Source organism: Aliiglaciecola sp. CAU 1673 (assembly GCF_029223185.1).
In the GTDB taxonomy this organism is placed as follows: Bacteria; Pseudomonadota; Gammaproteobacteria; order Enterobacterales; family Alteromonadaceae; genus Bowmanella.
Map to the genome: position 1 here is coordinate 312,267 of NZ_JARHUG010000002.1, position 15,899 is coordinate 328,165.

The following is a 15,899-nucleotide window of genomic DNA, read 5'->3' on the forward strand; positions in this document are numbered from 1 at the left end:
GCCCGGTCTATCCGGGCTATTGAATGAACTTGGAGCTACCACTGATTTCAGTGGTAGCTTTTTTATATCTAAACACCTATAACATCAATAAATATAATGCTTTATTTTCTTCAGGTTGGCATACTCTAAGAGGGCTATTTTACAATTAGTCTTAATTTGTCAACTATCTGTAGTAGCTTTCTTACAAGGATTAGTGATGTCTCAAATTAGACATGTTGAAATAAAGAATTTTAGAGTGATTAAACATTTGGTTTGGACACCAAACCCCGGATTAAACTGTTTAATTGGAGCTGGTGATTCTGGCAAGTCGACAATTCTGGAGGCTATAGATTTGGCCTTGGGCGCTAGACGTTCTTATTCGTTTTCTGATGCTGATTTTAATGGATTAAACACAGATACTCCTATCGAAATATTTGTCACCCTAGGACTGCTAGCTCCAGATTTACTAAATTACGAAAAGTATGGGAAATTTCTAAGAGCATTCGACTTACAAAATAAATTACTACATGATGAGCCAAATAATGGTTATGAAACTGTTATAACAATTAGGTTAGTAGTAGACAAAGATCTGAATCCTGACTGGCTGTTATATTCTGACAGAGCACTTGCAGAAGATATTGAAAGAAGACTTCCTTGGAAGCACCGAGAGCTAATATCTCCAGCCCGTCTTGGCACAATATCTTCTCACCACTTAGGTTGGAGTAATAGATCTGTACTAAATAAGCTTTCAGAAGATAGCATAGACGTTTCAGATACCTTGACTCGATTAGGTAGAGCTACTCGTGACTCGTTTCGTGAGCAGAAAATAGATGGTATTGATGAAATACTTGCTAAAGTTAAGACAATCGCAAATAAGTTGGGAGTTGCCGTTGAACAATTAGAAGCTCAACTAGATGTAGGGAGTATTTCTTTTTCAAATGGTGCTATCAGTTTACATGGAGACAATAACACTCCACTGAAGCAATTAGGCACAGGCTCATCTAGATTGTTGATTAGTGGTCTTCAGAAAGAATCTACTAGCTCTAACATATTTATTATTGACGAAGCTGAATATGGTCTTGAACCATTCAGAATAACAAGACTGTTGAATGAATTGGGCTCAAAAGATGCAGAACCTCAGCAACAAGTATTCATTACTACTCATTCACCATATGTTCTGAGAGAGTTACAAGCAAAGCAATTATTTGTAGTCAGAAAACTGCAAGTTCCGTTGCCTCCACCGAATCCATCGTATTCGCATATTATTTACAGCTTAACGAGCAGCTACGAAGATCAGTCAACGCTGAGGGTTTGTGCGGAAGCTTTCTTTAGTAAAGTTGTTATTGTGTGTGAAGGAAAAACTGAAATCGGCTTAGTTAAAGGTATTGATTTATTTAGCCAATCGTTAGGTAGAGATAGTATTCAAGCGCAAGGTATCTTTTGTACTGATGGTGGTGGTGACTCAATGTTTACTAGGGCTTTAGTGTTCAAAAATCTAGGATATCACACCGTGATACTAAAGGATTCAGACAAGGATACTGAACATCAACAACATGTTCAAACATGCATAAATCATGGTATAGGAATTTTTTCATGGGGCAATAACTTCGCTACTGAAAATGCTTTGTTCTCTTGTTGTCCATCAACGTGTATTCCTCTATTGCTGAATTATGCTGCTTCGCTGAAAGGTGAGCAATCAATAAGTCAGCACATTTCTGAAATGTCTCAAAATAGGTATAACTTGCAGACTGCATTAGTTACTGACACCCCCGATTTAAGAGTAATTTTAGGAAATGCTGCAAAAAAGAAAGGCTGGTTTAAAGATATTGAACCAGCAGAATACATATCTCGCTATATTATTGGTCCAAACTACAGCTACTTTTCATCCCAATTTACTACACCAATAAATCAACTCTTTCTAAATGTTCTTAACCCGCAAGGCTAGTATATGATAAAAACTGTACTCGATAGCGGTAATGGAGCGGTAATAGCGCCAGCGGGTTGTGGCAAAACTCACCTTTTAACAGAGATTTTAGGGCAAGCTCTACCTGCACCATATCTGGTTCTTACTCACACCACCGCAGGCGTAGCAGCGCTAAAAAAGCGGCTAACAAAACTTAAAATTCCTAATAAAAATTGTGTTATTACTACAATTGATGGTTGGTGCATTAAGTTTGCTAATTCCTTCAATAACTCTTGCCCGATTAAATCTAGTGTCTATGAACCGGGAAAGTTCTATCCTGAGTTAAGAAAATCGGTTTTAAGTTATTTAACCTCTGGTGCGGTCAATGAAATCATTATTTCTACATACTCAAGGCTATTAGTTGACGAGTATCAAGATTGTGATTTTGATCAGCACAATATTATTTGTACTTTATCGAACATATTGCCAACAACAGTGTTTGGCGATCCAATGCAAAGGATATTTAACTTTAGAGGAGTGAAGCTTCCCAATTGGGAAGCTGAGGTTTTAGTCAAATTTCCACTTATCTGTGAGTTAAACACGCCTTGGCGGTGGGAAAATGCTGGTACTAGCGACTTAGGAAGTTGGTTATTGGAGAGTCGTAGCCTATTGGCAAAAGGAAACAAAATAGATCTAACTACCTGTCCAAATTATATATATTGGAAACCGCTAACAGGTGACGACCGAGCGGATCACCAGCAGCAGGTCGATTCACAGTATGAAATTAGAAAGAACAATAATGACTCTCTTTTGATTATTGGAAATCCATATCGAGCTGAGTCTCGCCATAGCTTCGCTAGCTCAGTTAATGGTGTTGATGTTGTTGAAACTGTTGACTTGAAGGATGTGATCTTTCTGGCAAATATTTTGGATAATTTCAAAGGAGAAACTTGTTTAGAACAGTTTTTGACTGTTATAACAACAATGATTTTAGGTGCAGAGAAGGCTAAATTAAAACAAAGAGCAGAATCAATCACTAATGGTCGAAATCGAACTCCAGCCTCTGCCATCGAATTAGCGTATATCAAAATGCGTGATTCGTTCTGCCCAGAAGTAGCTAATTCATTAGTCCGTGCGCTAGAAGAATCGGAAAATACCAGAGTTTTTCGAACATCAGCTTTCAGTGCTGTCAAAGAAGTGTTGCAACTAAAAGTTTCTAACCCAGCCTATACTTTTATTCAATCGGCAGAAGTAGTTCGTGAATCGAGAAGGAATAATGGTGAAAACAGAGTTCCCTATAGGGCAATAGGAAGTACACTGTTGCTGAAAGGCTTAGAATCAGATCATGTTTTAATTCAAAATGCTGATGATATGAATAGCCAAAATTTATATGTGGCTTTATCTAGAGGCGTTAAGTCTATAACCGTATTTTCTCGCTCTCCAATTGTTGGTTAACTAAAATTACTATTTAGCTTTTTTGTTGTCAGCTTTAAACCACCTCCTATGGAGTTGTGATCGTTCCTCAGGGGCTCAGCCCGGATAGCGCTCATGCTAAAACACCATTCGTTTGTTACCAGCAAATGAAAGGAGAAATAGCATGAGCCGATATGGATACGCATCACACGTATTCTATCGATGTCAGTATCACATCATGTGGACGCCCAAGTACAGGTACAAAATCCTTAAAGGGCAAGTAGGAAATGAGGTTTACCGTAGCATTTACGTATTCTGCAGCATGAAAAAATGTCATGTAGTGGAGCTGAATGTGCAGGTGGATCATGTTCACTTAGTTGTCAGGACCCCGCCGAGTGTAAGCGTTTCGGAGTTAATGGGAACGTTGAAGGGACGAACAGCAATAAGATTGTTCAATAAGTTTCCTTACCTCAGGAAAAAGAAACTCTGGGGAAATCACTTTTGGCAGAGAGGGTACTTTGTGGATTCAGTAGGAGCGAATGAGGAAATCATAAGGCGCTACGTGAAGTACCAAGATAAAAAAGCCAAAGAGGAAGAAGAGAGGCAACTAATATTGGAAATGCCAAGATAACAAGGCACCCTTTGAGGGTGCCTCTACTCAAAGCCACCTTCTATGAAGGTGGATTTTTACTAACCGTTATAAATCTCTCCACCATGTTTTACATAGTCCTGTAAAACCTGATTGGCTTGTGTACGACAAACCTGTCTGACGACCTCTAAACCAGCCTCTTTGAGATAATCGAAAGATTGCTCAAATACCGGTCCTTCATCAAAACCAATGGCCCTGGCATCGTCGCCAGTTGCACCGCAAACCAGGCGTTTAACACCGCTCCAAAGCGTTGCCCCCAGGCACATGGCGCAGGGTTCGCAGGAGGCAAAAAGCTCTCTTTCCTGACCATTGGCACCTAAGGTAAATTGCTGTTCAGCACTTTGGCTTAGCATAATGGCTAATACTTCCGCATGCAGTGCAGAGTTATTGCAGGGCATTACCCGATTGACGCCAACCCCGACCAATCTACCGCTGGGTCTATCGAAGATAGCCGCCCCAAAAGGGCCGCCGCTTCCGCGCAGTACATTCTGCTTGGATAGCTCAACAGCCAGCAGCATTTTCTCTTCATCGGTGTGATACTGCTTATGCCAATCCACCACCTCGTCAACCCAGGCCGGGAGATCGGCAGTTACCGTGGTGGCATGTTTATGGGGTACGCCTGATGCGCACATAATTAACCTCCAGAAATCGATGCCGGGAAGCAGTCGCTATTTACATTCTGTTCGCCGGGCTTTTTGGGGCGGCATTCATATCATAGCTGCTTGGGGAAATGCCAGCGCTAAGGCATTGATATTTTCAGGCCTGAAGGGCGTTGTGTAGCCGCCACTGTTCATGGGAAAGGGTAAATATCTGCTCATCAAGCCATTTGCCATTGAGCCTGACCTCGTTAGAAAGCTCTTTTTGCAGGAAGAATCCGGCCTTTCCTAATAACATCTGACTGGGGTGGTTATCCTTAATGACTTTGGCTAGCACCTGCTCAAGGGCCTGGTTATCAAAAGCATATTCCAGCACCGTCTTCAGGCTCTCAAGGCCGTAACCTTTACCCTGAAATTGACTGCTGAGAATAAAGCCCACTTCGGCCTGTTTATGATCATCCTCACTGCAAACCAGGCCAATGACCCCAACAGGTTCATGGCTGGTCCTTTCGCTGATAAGCCAGTTTCTCTGAGGGGCGCCTTGGCTGCTTAGGCTTGCGCATTTGCGTTCAAATTTATGGCGGATTTGTGTGTCATCCAACGGATCGCAGACAAATTGCAGTAATTGAGATTGCTGATGCAAACTGTAAAAAAAATGCCAATGACTCTGTTCAAGAGGCTGCAAACTGAGACGAGGACTTATCAGCATCAAGAAACTCAGGCTTCAGGCAGTTGATAATCAAATTGGTAGAAATGTTTGCCGGCTTCAATCTGAATACTCATTAAGCCGCTTATACCCTGCAATTCGCCGGTACCGGTGCCAGGCACCACTTCCAGTACCAATCGCTGAGCGCCTTCGTGCATCATGCCGAAGTGTTGCAACACAAAAGTGCCCGATTTACCGGCCAAGCTGCCACTGACTTGCTCAATGGCAACATAACCAGCCGACCCTGGTACCGGGGTCATGGCACTGAGCATTTCGCCTTTACTGGTGGCAGACAAATCACCGCTAAAGGTTTTATCAATAGACATTCTGCCCAGTTTCATTCCTTGCTGGCCCTGTGCATAGGCTGACATGGGTTTCAGACTGACTTCAAAACTTCCCGTGGCATGCATCCCGCTATCCTCTTGCTATGTAGTTGTGTGGTATAGAAAAACCGGCAATGCCAGGCGACTGTTATTGTGGTTTATGCTTACCTTATGACAGGATAAGAAAAATGAAAAGCGTGGAAAGCGGTATGCAGCATTTGGTGTTTGGCGCCGGGCTTATCGGCGGCTATGTTGGCGCAGCCTTGGCTCATCAGGGGCAGAGTGTCGGTTTGATTGCCCGCGATCGTATCGTGCAACGTTGGCAAGATGGCTTGCGACTGAGCGATTACCGCGGCAATAAAAGTATGGCACTAAAGCCGCTGCTGTTTGGTGAAGACTGGCGCAACCATGCTTCCCCCTGTGACGTGCTGTGGTTAACGGTTAAATGCACGGGGGTGCAGGACGCTGCCGAAGAAATGGCGCCACTGATTGCCCCCCATACCCTGATATTATGTTGTCAGAATGGCCTGAGTGCCGATGCCATCGTTAAACGTATCTATCCTAACAACAGAGTGCTTAGGGTCATGGTGCCGTTTAATGTGGTTGAGGAGCGCCCCGGTTATCTGCATCGTGGCTCCGAAGGCGCCCTGAATATTGAAAAACCAGTGGACGCAGAAGATATCGCCAGGCTGGTCAAACAGCTAAACAACAAGTTATTACCGGTAAAGACCTGCAAAGACATGACCGCGTTGCAATGGGCCAAATTACAGTTGAATTTGGGTAATGCCGTCAATGCCCTGGCCAACGTACCAGTGCACTATATGCTCAGACAGCGCGGGTATCGCATGGTACTGGCAGCCCTGATGGCTGAGCTTCTAAGCGTTGCTCAGCATAAGTCGCTGAGCCTCCCTCGTCTCACAGCTCTGCCCCCAACCTGGCTGCCAGGTCTATTACGCCAGCCTGATTGGCTATTTAAGCTGCTCGCTAACTCTATGCTAGCTATTGATCCTAAGGTACGCACATCCATGTGGTGGGATTTGCATTTACAGCGTCCCACTGAAATCGCCTTTCTCAACGGCGCTTTGGTGGATGAGGCCGTCGCTTTGGGACTGCCTTGTCCCGTCAACAGGGCTATTGTTCGCCTGATTGGGGATGTGGAAGCCGGGCGCAGTCAATGGGGATTGACGCCTTCGCAGTTGCAAAGTGCGGTGGGATTATTGTGAATCTTCTGGAGGAGGAATGGGTTGGTACCAGAAGGCACTTTCCGATAACGGCGTTTCTTTGGGTAATAGAGGATTGTGAAGGTGAATGATCCTGCGTCTGTGGATGGCCGCCTGGTCTAAATAGACTTGATGATGTTGCCTGAAGATTTCATCGAATTTGCCGATTTGGTGCAGTTGCATCAGGCATCTATCTAGCGTGTCGGCTAATTCAGTGTTGGTCTTGTTGACAAAAAAATACATCGCACTGGGGTAATGCAAGACCAAGTCTTTCTCAATGGCCAGCGAACTGTCGCCTTGGTAATGTCGCTTTTCCCACCAAATTTCCAGTACCGAACGTGGGAACAGTACTCCTCGTTTGCTTTTTAACATGTTAAACAGGGAATCAAAGCTGGTTGAGGTTGCCACTTGCAATCCATTTGCACGTAAAATCGCGGTATCAGGCCAGTCATGCCCTTGAATGAAATCGAATGCTTTTAGCCCCTTCTGTGTTTTCACTTTCTGAAGCATCTGCTGATTGGCAGACAGTATTAGCAATAATCGCCAACCATAAAGACCTTTGTAGATGGGGATGCGTATGGGAAGTAGCTCCTCTTCGCGTTCAACACTGGTCATGGTCCACATAAAATCAATGTTGATATTTTGCTGTAAATCCCTGATTGCTCGGCTTTGCACCATCACGTCCCGACTTGGCAGTAACTGGTGTGGGATCTCACAATGATGCAGTGCCTCACTTAGCAATTGCACTGGATAAGAACTGTCAAAGTCCGCATCTCGCATAGGGCGTGGATAGTGCAAAACAAGGGGGAGCGTTCTGAGGGAGGAAGACAAAATTTTGTCGGCCGAGACATGACTGTTTGCTATCAGCATGCCTAACAGACAAAGTGCATTAAGCCAGTTGGCTGTCGTTGATTCCCTTTCTCGCTGCATTTTGCAATCTCAAGTCCACAGGCTAATGGTCATTATGGTGCAGGTTGAGTAGACTCTCCCCACTTTACGTCAAAACAACAATAACATGCTGCAAAAAATCAAAGTGCCTCACACCTTAGTGCTGCTTCTCGGTATGATGTTTATTGCCTATCTGGCTACCTGGTTGGTGCCCCAGGGCTTCTTTCAAATGATCGCCACCGACCATGGCCGACAGATGGTGGTCCCGGGAACCTTCGCGTTCAGTGAGGGTGCCAGCTATCTGAGTCCTTGGGATCTGTTGATGGTCATACCGCGAGCGCTGGGCTCGGCGCAGGATGTGATCTTTTTCGTTTTTATTGTTGGCGGAGTCTTGTCCGTGGCTCGCGCCACTGGCGCTATCGATGCCATGATCGGGGCATTGCTTGAGCGCTTTGGGCATAGTCCCAACATGCTTATCTTCATGGTGGTGTTTTGCTTTGCCATGGCCTCTGGCGCCATCGGTGTGGCGGGTGAGTATGTGCCGTTTGTGTTGATTTTGGTGGCTTTGTGTAAGGCCATGCGCCTCGATGCGATGACCGCAGTTGGAATGGTGATCACAGGCTATGGTATCGGCTATGGGGTTTCAGCTTTTAATCCCTTTACCGTGCTGATTGCCCAGCAAATTGCTGAAGTGCCTGTATATTCCGGCCTGGAATTGCGTCTGGCCATTTTCCTGCCTTTTGTGTTAATCGGCTTTCATCATGTCTGGCGCTACGCGGCTATGGTTCTGAAAAATCCCCAGGATTCCTTGGTGGTCGGGTTGCCCTGTCCGTTGGCGGGGGTTGCAGAGGGAGCATATCCTAAGCTTGAGCGCCGCCACCAGTTTATCTTACTGGGATTAGTCGCCATTCTGGCGGTGGCGGTGTGGGGCATCGCCACCCATGATTGGTACCTGAACGAACTGGGGGCATTATTCCTGGGCTGGGGCATGTTTACCGCCATTGTCGGTAAATTAAGCAGTGATGAAGCGGCCAGTCGCTTTATCGAAGGGGTCAAGGATCTCACCGGGACGGCGCTGCTAATTGGTGTGGCCCGGGGCATTGCCCTGGTGATGGAAGACGGACAGATTTTGCATACTCTGGTCTATGCGCTGTCTGAGCCCCTGTCGTTGCTTGGCGCGGAGCTGGCTGCTGTGGGGATGTTAGCCATCCAGACCCTGCTTAATCTGTTCATCCCCTCCGGTAGCGGTCAGGCCTATGTCACCATGCCGCTGATGGCGCCCATTGGCGATATTATCGGAGTCAACCGTCAGGTAGCGGTGTTGGCTTATCAGTTTGGCGATGGCTTTTCCAATATGATCGTGCCCACCAATGCGGTGCTGATGGGGATCATCGGCATCGCGGGGGTGCCTTACCATTTGTGGTTTAAGTTCTGTGCACCGCTGATGCTGAAGCTGCTTGCCGCCAGTGCCGTGGTATTGGTGCTGGCCGTGACCTTTAGTTATGGCGATGCAGAGCAGCCCCGTGCCGAAGGGGCCCAGATAATAGTGCCAGTGACCGCAGAGGCCACAATCCAAGCCGGATAATTATCCCCTAGGCAGCATATCGGTCAGTAACATGGCGATGCCTAAAAAGGACATAAAGCCGGTAATATCGGTGATAGTGGTCAGAACAATAGAAGAGGACTGGGCCGGATCCAGTCCTGCCTTTTTAAGGATGATCGGCACCAGCGCACCAGCGCTACAGGCCACCGCCAAAGACAGGATCATGGCCAGCGAGATGACTAACGCCAGGCCGATGGACTGACTCCACACATATACCCCTAAGCCACAGGTAATAGCGATGGCAATACCAATCATAAAACCGGCAAACATTTCCTTAAAAAACACTTTTGACCAATGCCGCGTGGTTATTTCGCGAAGGGTAAGACCGCGCATGGTCACAGCCAGGGCCTGAGCGCCCGCATTACCCGATTGGCCCGCGGCGACGGGCAACAGAATGGCCAGAGCCGTGACTTCTGAAATCAATCCCTCAAAGGCTCCCACCACAGCTGCCGCTGCAAAGGCGGTCAAAAGGTTAATATGCAACCAAGGTAGGCGTTTTTTGACCGCAAAAAAACTACTGGAGAGGGCTCGCTCATCGGCACTGGCACCCACCATCGTCTGCATGTCGCTGACCAGGTCTTCCTTGGTGCTTTGGTAGACATCGAAAAAACGAATGGCACCAATAAGTTGCCCATGCAAATCCAAAACAGGAATCGCCTGCACCCGATAACCTTCAAATTTTTCAGTGACCTGGTCTATATCATCCAAAGCATTTAAGAATGTCTTGATGGGAGTAGCGATACTGGACAAAGGGGCGGATGGCGGGCAGTGCAATAAATCAGTCAGGGCCACTTCACCTACCAGTTTTTGTTGCTGATCGAGCAAATAGAGACAATCTACGCTGGAAACCATCTGGTGTTTCAACTGCTGCAAAGCTGATTGTGCCGTGGTGTCGGCGGCAAAGGCCTGTATGCGGGTATGCATGAGTCTCCCTGCCGTATCTTCGGGATATTCCATTAGCCCTCTGTACTCATCGGCCAGGGTTTGCGAGTGTTTGGCGAGCAGCGTAAAAAGTGGCTCTCTCTCCTGCGGCTCCAGCCGACTTAGTAGTCCAATTGCCAGATGGCTGTCCAACCCCAAAATCAGCCTGCTGGCATAGTCGCCAGGGAGCTCATCAAAGATAGCATCGCCACTGCCGGGCGGCAGGAACTTCCACAGATTGCTGACCAGATAGACAGGCTGTTCGGCCAGTAACTTGGCCGCTTGTTTTGGTGGCTGTGTCTCCAGAAATCGTGCACTTTTAACCGGATAGTTACTCAAAAAAGCTTGGCTAAGCTGTGCCGCCGTGGCATTCAGGGTATTCTCGGCTATTTGCATGATGACCTCTAGTTTCGCTGACGACGGGGGGCCAGCGCTGGTGAAAGCAGATCCAGCATGGCCTGTATGGTGCTGCTGTAGGTGCCAATGATATCGGCTGTTGCGCTAAGGTTTTCTTCGGCGCGCTCTGTACGGTGTAGGGCGCGAAGTAGCTGGTGATGGTGGATAACGCCGATAAACTCTTGCATCAGATTGACCACCGCTACCGCATCATCATCCCGCCAAAGAGGCATTTTCAGTGCAGCCTCAAGCTCAGTGTAACCGCTTAAGGTAGCTACGCCTTTTTGCATTAATGTCTGAACCTGACTGTTGCCCGGGCGACGTATCAACTCATACACGGACAGACAGCCCACCACCTGCCGGTCGCGGTTGACCACGAAAATATCATGGGTTTCAGAAAAGGCTTTTTTCTTCAGTCTCAGCAAAGCTTCCTGCACTTCCATCTGTCCATCTAGCACCAACAGGTCGGTTTCGGTCCATGCGCCGACGGTATATTCGGGATAAGCCATTAACAGCTCACAGCCGCGCTGCTTGCGCACTGGCAATAAGCTCAACAACGTGCTGCTGTCAGGCACATGACGCAAGATGGCAGCGATTTCTGCTTGATTCAGCTCCTGCATCAGGTGTCCCGCTTGTTCTTGTGACATCGCACTCATCACCGGGGCCGCAAAGGCCGGCAGCATCTGACATAACACTCTGGCGGCATTGTGGCGGGGCGCTTTATTAAGCAGGGCGGCGATGTGTGCAGGGGCCTCAAGCTCCAGGCGTCTGGCGGCGGCCTGTGGCTCTTCCTCTAAAAATTTCAGGGCCAGGCTGAGGGTCGGGGAGGTCATGATGACGCCTCAGAATTGTTGGGCTGAGCTCCTTGGTTTCTGACAGTGCTAGAGCGGTCCAGGTAGTGCTTGGCTGGCATCAAGGTACGACCGTCGCGGGTTTCCAGTACCAACATAGTGTCGGTAATTTCCACTAACATGCCTTCAATATCGCCGATGACCAGGTGTTCACGCAGGCGGCAATGCTTATGGGCTTGACGGGCGCCAATCACGTTAGCAATAAAATCCCTGCTGCCAAGGCCAAAAGCCAGTGCCAGGCCAAAACAGAATACAGCGGTGAGGACAATCACCAGGTTAGTAATAAACTGAATATTGATGCCTAACTGCTCGACGCCAATCAAAAGCGCAGTAAACACGATGGCAAAGCGCACCGCAGTACCCACCCACAGTGGATTAGGTAATCCTGCCGATTCGGCGCCTGCGCGAGCCATGGTGCTCAACAGATTACCCAGTAGGTAGCCACCAAGGATGATTAGGAAGCCGGAAAGCAGGCTAGGCAGGTAGCCTAAAAATGCACTCAACCAATTAGCAAAAAAGACTAACCCCAAGAATGAAGCTGCCGCTGCCAGGAAAAACAACATCACCATCCAGAAGATAATTTTACTGGCAACCCGCCCATGGGAGGCTTGGATCTCCAGACGTTTTTCCCGGAGTAAAGCGGGGGGAAGCAGGGTCAGCAAACGGTTGATCAACTGCAAAAAGGACAAGGTCAGTTTCGAGAATAACCAGGCGACCAGCCAGCCCAGGAGGATCAGAAGCAGGGCACCCAATAACTGTGGCACAAAAGCCAGTAGATAATCGATGACCTGGTTATATATCGTGGTGATGGCGGCTTGCCAATCTGTTGCGGTAGTGGATTGCAACGAATTCCCCTCCAAACTTCCCAGGCGGCTTTGCCTAAGGTTATGATTTGTCTCCCGTTCTTTAGGAAACATAGTTTGAGAACGAGTGAATTGCCATATACAAGGATAAGAGATGTTCAATAAGGGGCATGCAAAGATGAAGTGGAGAGGGTTGCTGTTGTGCTCACTGATGATTTCCACTGTTCAGGCGCAAACACTGATTGTGCAGGATACACAACGAAACCGTGCTATTCCCGTAGAGATCTATTCGCCGCCAACATCATGTAAGCCTGATGCATCTTGTCCGGTGGCGCTCCTGGGCTCAGGTTACGGAGTTGCCCATACCGACTATGGGTTTATCGCTCACACGCTGAATCAACAGGGTTACCTGGTGGTGGCTGTGGGCCATGAATTACCTGGCGATCCGCCTTTATCCCGGGAACCGCCTTTTCTGCAAACTCGTACTGAAAACTGGCAACGTGGTGCGCAAACCCTGAAGCTGCTGCATGCATACCTGCAATCGGAACACCCTGAAGCCGACTTAACACAAATGATATTGGTGGGACATTCCAATGGCGGTGATATCGCTGCCTGGTTACTCAGGGATTCATCTCAATTCGCCACCACTCTTATCACCCTTGATCACCGGCGTGTACCCTTACCCAAAGCCAGCAACATCAAGGTACTCAGTATCCGCGCCGACGATTACCCCGCCGATGACGGTGTCCTGCCCGACGTGCATACTCCCTGGCCAAACCACCCTTGTATCCGGACGATTGAAGGCGCAAAGCATAACGACCTAACCGACCAGGGACCCCAATGGTTGAAGAACAGGGTGGCCAGTCTTATCAAGAATTTCTTGCAAGGTAGTTGCAACCCAATCGATCACAAAGCGAGTTAATGATGAAAGTACTGGAAACCCGTATTCCCCCCTTAGCACTGGTAATGATTTTTGCTGTTTTGATGGGACTGTTGCACTGGCTTGGATGGGGCCAGATGACAAACTTTCCTGGGCTGTGGGCGGCAATTGGCATTTTTGTCATTGGCGCTGTGGTAACGCTGTGGGGTGTCATCGCCTTTCGTCTGGCCAAAACGACCGTGGATCCGCGCGACCCCAGGCAAAGCTCAACGCTTGTCGATACAGGCATTTACGCCTTTAGCCGAAATCCAATGTACCTGGGGTTTCTGTGCTGGCTGTTGGCACTGGCGCTGTACCTGCAAAATGCTGGCGCACTGTTGTTGTGCCCGCTGTTTGTGCTGTATATGAACCGCTTTCAAATACAGCCGGAAGAGCGGGCCCTGAAGAGCCTGTTTGGCGAGCCTTACCGGGACTATATGCGCCGGGTCAGACGCTGGTTTTAATTAGCGGCTTGTTTTTGCTTCGCTGACTATTTCCCGCACATCCTTAAGCAAGGCTTTGGCGTCGTAAACAATGCCGTCTTTGATGGTGTATTTAACGCCACCAACGCGGGTGGGCTTGTTATCCTCGCCCAGCTTAAAATGTCCGGTGCCATACAGCACCTTAAAGTTGGCCAGGGGATTTTCCTCCACAATCACTATATCCGCCAACTTACCCACGCTGACCGAGCCAATTTGTGTGTCCATGCCCAGGGCTTGGGCACCGTTTAGGGTGGCCGCTTGAATCACCTCAAGAGGATGGAAGCCGGCCTCCTGTAATAATTCCAACTCGCGAATGTAGCCAAAGCCATAAATTTTATAGATATAGCCGGAGTCAGAGCCTGTGGTAACCCGTCCACCATGGTTTTTGTAGTCATTTAAAAACTGCATCCACAAACGATAATTGTCTTTCCAGGCAATCTCATCGGCGGTGGTCCAGTCGAACCAGTAGCTGCCGTGCGCATAACGGTTGGGTTGGAAGAAGTCCCATAAGGTGGGCAGGGTATAGTCCTGATGCCAGATGGCCTGCTGTTCACGCATCAAATCGCGGCTGGCTTCATAGATGGTCAGGGTGGGATCGAGGGTAAAGTTAAGAGCAATCAACTCATCCCGTACCTTGTTCCATTTCTCTGTGCCTGGTTTAGCCGCTTGTTGCCACAGTCGACCGGCTTCGGCAAAACGATGCTGCTCATCGTTATAGTTGTAATGGCTGGGATAGTCCTGCAGCACCTTGTCTTCAAATAAGGCTTCGGGCAGGCCATACCAATGTTCCATGGTGGTCAGGCCCAATCTGGCCGAGTCCAGGGCATTAGTGCCCATGACATTTAGCTGCGCATGGTGCATGGCGCTGCCAAGGCCGCGTTTATGGGTCTGCTCCAGGGCGGCTTTCATCACATCAGGCGATGCGCCGAAAAACTTTACGCCTTTGGCTCCTTGCTTGGCCGCCCAATCGATCCAGGCGCGGGCCTGTTGCTCGGTATGAATGGACGCCTCTGAACCCAGCCCAAAACCAAAATAGGGAACAATACGCGGGGCCACGATCTGATTCTTTTGACTGCGTTTAACATGGTCCATTACCCAGTCCACACCGTTAAAACTGCCCGGTTCGCGCACCGTGGTAATGCCATGGGCAAGCCAAAGCTTAAACACATATTCAGCCGGAATATCATCGGCCGAGCCGCCTACATGGCCATGCATGTCAATAAAGCCGGGCAAGGCATAATGACCACTGAGATCGAGCTCCTTATCATCGGCTGAGGCCTCTGGCCGGCCTGTGTCGAGTACCGGCACGCCGGGATTGCCGACGCTGACAATCTCACTGATACGATTGCCCTCAATGACAATATCCACCGGCCCACGTGGTGGTGCGCCCTCGCCATTGATCAATGTCAGACCGCGCAGAATTAGCTTTGGGAAGGGGCCCTGACCCTCATTTTTCGCTTTGTCTGGAGCGTTAGCTCCGGGTTTGGCATCGGCAAGCGGACTCAGACACAAGGTCAGAGCCAATGTGAAAATCAGTTTTTTCATCTTTTTAAGATTCCTCGTAAACATATTCAGGACACTATCCCCGGTGACTTAACCTTGGCAACCCCAAGTCGAAAAAATGCACTGGTGAGATGTAAATAATATGTTATAAACGAATGGGTTAGCCTATTTGGATAAGGAGGGGAATATGGACTTACTGAAAAAGCTGGTAATGGCGCTACTGATTCTGGTGTTGTTGTTTGTCGGAGTGGGTTTCATCTTACCTTCTGAGTTTAAAGTTGAACGCTCCATCAGCATTGATGCACCGGCAGACAAGGTCTATGCACAGGTGGTGGACTTAAAGAATTGGCGCAATTGGGGAGTATGGTTCCAACGTGATCCGGCGATGCAGGTCAGCTACGAAGGGCCTGAGGCGGAAGTAGGCATGGTCTCCAAATGGGTCAGCGAGTCAGAAGGCAACGGAGAAATGAAGATTATTGCTGCCGATGCCAATAAACGTCTGGTCTACAGTTTGTATTTCCCTGACTTTGAAATGGGCAGCACCGGTGAAATTGTGCTCAAAGAAGCCGATGGCAAAACGGAAGTCATTTGGCAGGACTACGGTGATGTGGGGTCTAACCCCATCAATCATTACTTCGCGGCAATGATGGACTCCATGGTTGGGCCGGATTTTGAGACCGGCCTTGAAAACCTCAAAGTGTTAGTGGAAAACCGCCACTAACGGGGAGGCTTACCCTCCCTTTT

The 15,899-nt window shown here is 48.3% G+C and carries 16 protein-coding genes; 8 read left to right on the top strand and 8 right to left on the bottom strand.

The window, feature by feature from the left end; all coding sequences use genetic code 11:
- Positions 1–196 precede the first annotated feature (196 nt).
- From P2G88_RS03160 to tnpA, 3 genes are all read left to right on the top strand, one after another.
- Positions 197–1,924, top strand: a complete 1,728-nt coding sequence (locus P2G88_RS03160) for an AAA family ATPase (RefSeq protein ID WP_275794215.1) — start codon at positions 197–199, stop codon at positions 1,922–1,924.
- Between the two features lie 3 nt (positions 1,925–1,927).
- Entirely contained in the window at positions 1,928–3,337 is a 1,410-nt protein-coding gene (locus P2G88_RS03165; RefSeq protein WP_275794216.1) for a UvrD-helicase domain-containing protein, read from the top strand.
- Positions 3,338–3,479: 142 nt separating this feature from the next.
- Entirely contained in the window at positions 3,480–3,926 is a 447-nt protein-coding gene (tnpA, locus tag P2G88_RS03170; protein WP_275794217.1) for an IS200/IS605 family transposase, read from the top strand.
- Positions 3,927–3,985: 59 nt separating this feature from the next.
- Here tnpA and P2G88_RS03175 read toward each other — a convergent pair whose 3' ends face one another.
- The 3 genes from P2G88_RS03175 to P2G88_RS03185 all read right to left on the bottom strand — a co-directional run bounded on the left by P2G88_RS03175 (position 3,986) and on the right by P2G88_RS03185 (position 5,656).
- Positions 3,986–4,576, bottom strand: coding sequence for a nucleoside deaminase (locus P2G88_RS03175; protein WP_275794218.1), 591 nt, complete (start codon positions 4,574–4,576; stop codon positions 3,986–3,988).
- A gap of 124 nt (positions 4,577–4,700) precedes the next feature.
- Positions 4,701–5,249: a GNAT family N-acetyltransferase gene (locus P2G88_RS03180; RefSeq protein WP_275794219.1), complete on the bottom strand. Its 549-nt coding sequence runs from the start codon at positions 5,247–5,249 to the stop codon at positions 4,701–4,703.
- Between the two features lie 8 nt (positions 5,250–5,257).
- Complete coding sequence (locus P2G88_RS03185) at positions 5,258–5,656, bottom strand: DUF3224 domain-containing protein (protein ID WP_275794220.1); 399 nt, start codon at positions 5,654–5,656, stop codon at positions 5,258–5,260.
- A 101-nt stretch (positions 5,657–5,757) separates the two neighbouring features.
- Between P2G88_RS03185 and P2G88_RS03190 the strand changes: the two genes are divergently transcribed.
- Entirely contained in the window at positions 5,758–6,792 is a 1,035-nt protein-coding gene (locus tag P2G88_RS03190) for a 2-dehydropantoate 2-reductase (RefSeq protein WP_275794221.1), read from the top strand.
- Here the strand turns inward: P2G88_RS03190 and P2G88_RS03195 are convergent.
- Entirely contained in the window at positions 6,784–7,719 is a 936-nt protein-coding gene (locus tag P2G88_RS03195; RefSeq protein WP_275794222.1) for a hypothetical protein, read from the bottom strand. The genes P2G88_RS03190 and P2G88_RS03195 overlap by 9 nt on opposite strands.
- Before the next feature lie 85 nt (positions 7,720–7,804).
- On the opposite strand from P2G88_RS03195, the gene P2G88_RS03200 reads away from it, so the two are divergent.
- On the top strand, positions 7,805–9,262 hold the full coding sequence (locus P2G88_RS03200; protein WP_275794223.1) for a TIGR00366 family protein: 1,458 nt from the start codon (positions 7,805–7,807) through the stop codon (positions 9,260–9,262).
- Here P2G88_RS03200 and P2G88_RS03205 read toward each other — a convergent pair whose 3' ends face one another.
- From P2G88_RS03205 to P2G88_RS03215, 3 genes are read right to left on the bottom strand one after another with little or no spacing between them, the layout of a single operon-like run.
- On the bottom strand, positions 9,263–10,597 hold the full coding sequence (locus P2G88_RS03205) for a magnesium transporter (protein ID WP_275794224.1): 1,335 nt from the start codon (positions 10,595–10,597) through the stop codon (positions 9,263–9,265). It lies immediately after the preceding gene.
- 8 nt (positions 10,598–10,605) lie between these two features.
- Complete coding sequence (locus P2G88_RS03210) at positions 10,606–11,430, bottom strand: CBS domain-containing protein (RefSeq protein ID WP_275794225.1); 825 nt, start codon at positions 11,428–11,430, stop codon at positions 10,606–10,608.
- On the bottom strand, positions 11,427–12,293 hold the full coding sequence (locus P2G88_RS03215) for a mechanosensitive ion channel (protein ID WP_275794226.1): 867 nt from the start codon (positions 12,291–12,293) through the stop codon (positions 11,427–11,429). Before P2G88_RS03215 ends, P2G88_RS03210 begins: the two co-directional genes overlap by 4 nt.
- Before the next feature lie 136 nt (positions 12,294–12,429).
- Between P2G88_RS03215 and P2G88_RS03220 the strand changes: the two genes are divergently transcribed.
- Positions 12,430–13,173 carry an alpha/beta hydrolase gene (locus P2G88_RS03220; RefSeq protein WP_275794227.1) on the top strand — a complete coding sequence of 248 codons (744 nt, stop codon included), beginning with the start codon at positions 12,430–12,432 and terminating at the stop codon, positions 13,171–13,173.
- Positions 13,173–13,634, top strand: coding sequence for an isoprenylcysteine carboxylmethyltransferase family protein (locus P2G88_RS03225; protein ID WP_275794228.1), 462 nt, complete (start codon positions 13,173–13,175; stop codon positions 13,632–13,634). The genes P2G88_RS03220 and P2G88_RS03225 overlap by 1 nt, the downstream gene beginning before the upstream one ends.
- Here P2G88_RS03225 and P2G88_RS03230 read toward each other — a convergent pair whose 3' ends face one another.
- Positions 13,635–15,197, bottom strand: a complete 1,563-nt coding sequence (locus P2G88_RS03230) for an amidohydrolase family protein (protein WP_275794229.1) — start codon at positions 15,195–15,197, stop codon at positions 13,635–13,637. It lies immediately after the preceding gene.
- Between the two features lie 145 nt (positions 15,198–15,342).
- On the opposite strand from P2G88_RS03230, the gene P2G88_RS03235 reads away from it, so the two are divergent.
- On the top strand, positions 15,343–15,876 hold the full coding sequence (locus P2G88_RS03235; protein ID WP_275794230.1) for an SRPBCC family protein: 534 nt from the start codon (positions 15,343–15,345) through the stop codon (positions 15,874–15,876).
- Positions 15,877–15,899 lie beyond the last annotated feature (23 nt).

Coding starts and splice junctions, on each gene's coding strand:
- P2G88_RS03160 (WP_275794215.1), top strand. CDS start 197: ATGTCTCAAATTAGACATGTTGAAATAAAGAATTTTAGAGTGATTAAA.
- P2G88_RS03165 (WP_275794216.1), top strand. CDS start 1,928: ATGATAAAAACTGTACTCGATAGCGGTAATGGAGCGGTAATAGCGCCA.
- tnpA (WP_275794217.1), top strand. CDS start 3,480: ATGAGCCGATATGGATACGCATCACACGTATTCTATCGATGTCAGTAT.
- P2G88_RS03175 (WP_275794218.1), bottom strand. CDS start 4,576: ATGTGCGCATCAGGCGTACCCCATAAACATGCCACCACGGTAACTGCC.
- P2G88_RS03180 (WP_275794219.1), bottom strand. CDS start 5,249: ATGCTGATAAGTCCTCGTCTCAGTTTGCAGCCTCTTGAACAGAGTCAT.
- P2G88_RS03185 (WP_275794220.1), bottom strand. CDS start 5,656: ATGCATGCCACGGGAAGTTTTGAAGTCAGTCTGAAACCCATGTCAGCC.
- P2G88_RS03190 (WP_275794221.1), top strand. CDS start 5,758: ATGAAAAGCGTGGAAAGCGGTATGCAGCATTTGGTGTTTGGCGCCGGG.
- P2G88_RS03195 (WP_275794222.1), bottom strand. CDS start 7,719: ATGCAGCGAGAAAGGGAATCAACGACAGCCAACTGGCTTAATGCACTT.
- P2G88_RS03200 (WP_275794223.1), top strand. CDS start 7,805: ATGCTGCAAAAAATCAAAGTGCCTCACACCTTAGTGCTGCTTCTCGGT.
- P2G88_RS03205 (WP_275794224.1), bottom strand. CDS start 10,597: ATGCAAATAGCCGAGAATACCCTGAATGCCACGGCGGCACAGCTTAGC.
- P2G88_RS03210 (WP_275794225.1), bottom strand. CDS start 11,430: ATGACCTCCCCGACCCTCAGCCTGGCCCTGAAATTTTTAGAGGAAGAG.
- P2G88_RS03220 (WP_275794227.1), top strand. CDS start 12,430: ATGAAGTGGAGAGGGTTGCTGTTGTGCTCACTGATGATTTCCACTGTT.
- P2G88_RS03225 (WP_275794228.1), top strand. CDS start 13,173: ATGATGAAAGTACTGGAAACCCGTATTCCCCCCTTAGCACTGGTAATG.
- P2G88_RS03230 (WP_275794229.1), bottom strand. CDS start 15,197: ATGAAAAAACTGATTTTCACATTGGCTCTGACCTTGTGTCTGAGTCCG.
- P2G88_RS03235 (WP_275794230.1), top strand. CDS start 15,343: ATGGACTTACTGAAAAAGCTGGTAATGGCGCTACTGATTCTGGTGTTG.